This is a genomic window from Spirosoma harenae (assembly GCF_054776975.1).
Map to the genome: position 1 here is coordinate 1 of NZ_BAAHBD010000045.1, position 665 is coordinate 665.

The following is a 665-nucleotide window of genomic DNA, read 5'->3' on the forward strand; positions in this document are numbered from 1 at the left end:
AGGGCCAGGGTGAGGTAGCCGTAGGAGACCCCTCGCTGGAGGGTGGAGGTGTCGGTGTAGGTAGTGGCGTTGAGGGGCAGCTCAGCAATCTTGACATAGCCTGCTGGTACGCCCGTTACGCAGGAACCCGATACCACTGGCTCACAGCCAGTTTTCCGATAGATAGCGAGTTTAGTGGGATTGCCATTGAAGGTAGGTCCGCAGGTGTAGGCATCCCAGGTGAGCTGGACGGCTCGCCCGTTGGGGCCTGAAGTGGCGGTGGCTTTGAGGTTTTTCACCGCTGGGCCTACCAACTGAATCCGAAACGTCTGAAACGAGGTCAGCGCCGGAGTCGGCCTGGTGGGCACATCGGTCACCTTAAAGGTCACATCGTAGGGTTGATCCCGAAGCTGGTTGCAGTTCGTCTGCCAGCGGAAGGTCACCGTGGCCGGTTGCGCCTGAATCACATCGCCATTAACCAATGTCGCGTAAGCAGGCTGAATCAGTTCGGCTGCAGGCAAGGGCTGACGGTCGGCACCGATATTAAATACCCCCCCAAAGCCGGAGATAAATACCCGCTGACCATCAGGATCAGTGGCCGTGATGGGCTGGTTGATCAGCGTACCCGCTTCCACACATAAATCAGGAATGGGCTGAATGATGGGCCGCTTGTTGGGCGAATCGAC

The 665-nt window shown here is 58.0% G+C and carries 1 pseudogene; it reads right to left on the reverse strand.

Annotation, left to right across the window (positions count from 1 at the left end):
• Positions 1–665: pseudogene (locus ACYVE4_RS31030) on the reverse strand (gliding motility-associated C-terminal domain-containing protein); the annotation flags it as partial.